Annotated in this window: 2 protein-coding genes; both read left to right on the forward strand. The window is 36.2% G+C overall.

All coding sequences use genetic code 11. The features are described from left to right. Positions 1-198, forward strand: a 198-nt coding sequence (locus DYY66_RS13085) for a nitroreductase family protein (protein ID WP_218583654.1), incomplete at its 5' end; no start/stop codon positions are given. A gap of 188 nt (positions 199-386) precedes the next feature. Continuing rightward, positions 387-781: cation diffusion facilitator family transporter (locus DYY66_RS06690; protein ID WP_218583646.1), on the forward strand; the 395-nt coding region annotated here is incomplete at its 3' end.

The following is a 781-nucleotide window of genomic DNA, read 5'->3' on the forward strand; positions in this document are numbered from 1 at the left end:
ATTGATGCTGCAATAGCAGGAGGAAGAATGTATCTTGCGTCATATGCATTAGGTCTTGGCGCAACAGGACTTACGTTCTATGATGATTTAGTAACCAACTTTTTTTCCCCACATGCAGAGAACAAGGAGTCCATGTTTTTGATTGCAATAGGAAAAAAAGAAAAACCTAATCTCAAACAAGACAATTCTAGTAAATAATCATCTAAAACTAGTCCTACGGGACTGGAAGATGTATTCCTGTTAGAGCTGAAAAATAAGATCCAAGTCTTCTCCTGTCAATCTAGTGAATTTCAAGAAAAACATCTAGTTACTAAATTTATTATAAATTCATAATAATTATTATTAAAAAACACCTAAAATATAACACATTATTAATAACCAGGCATATGTCAGAACGAGTCTTGGACAAGACATCTGAAACAAGTGAACAGATTTCGTTAGAAAGAATTTCTAAACTCAAAGTCGTACTGATCCTTACTGCTACATATTTTGTTGCAGAAATAGTTGGAAGTTTAGTTACAAACAGTCTAGCACTACTAGCTGATGCAGGTCACATGCTGACTGATGTTGGTGGACTAGCTTTGTCACTTCTTGCAATCCATTATACCAGAAGAAAAGCCACGCCACAAAGAACCTACGGATTCTACAGAGTGGAGATACTTGTATCACTTGTAAACAGTGTTGCATTGGTTTTGTTATCGATTTACATTTTCTATGAAGGGTACCGTCACATCTTCCAGCCTCCAGAGATCTCAAGTGTTCCCATGACGATAATTGGAGG

Source organism: Candidatus Nitrosotalea sp. FS (genome assembly GCF_011319475.1).
Lineage (GTDB): Archaea > Thermoproteota > Nitrososphaeria > Nitrososphaerales > Nitrosopumilaceae > Nitrosotalea.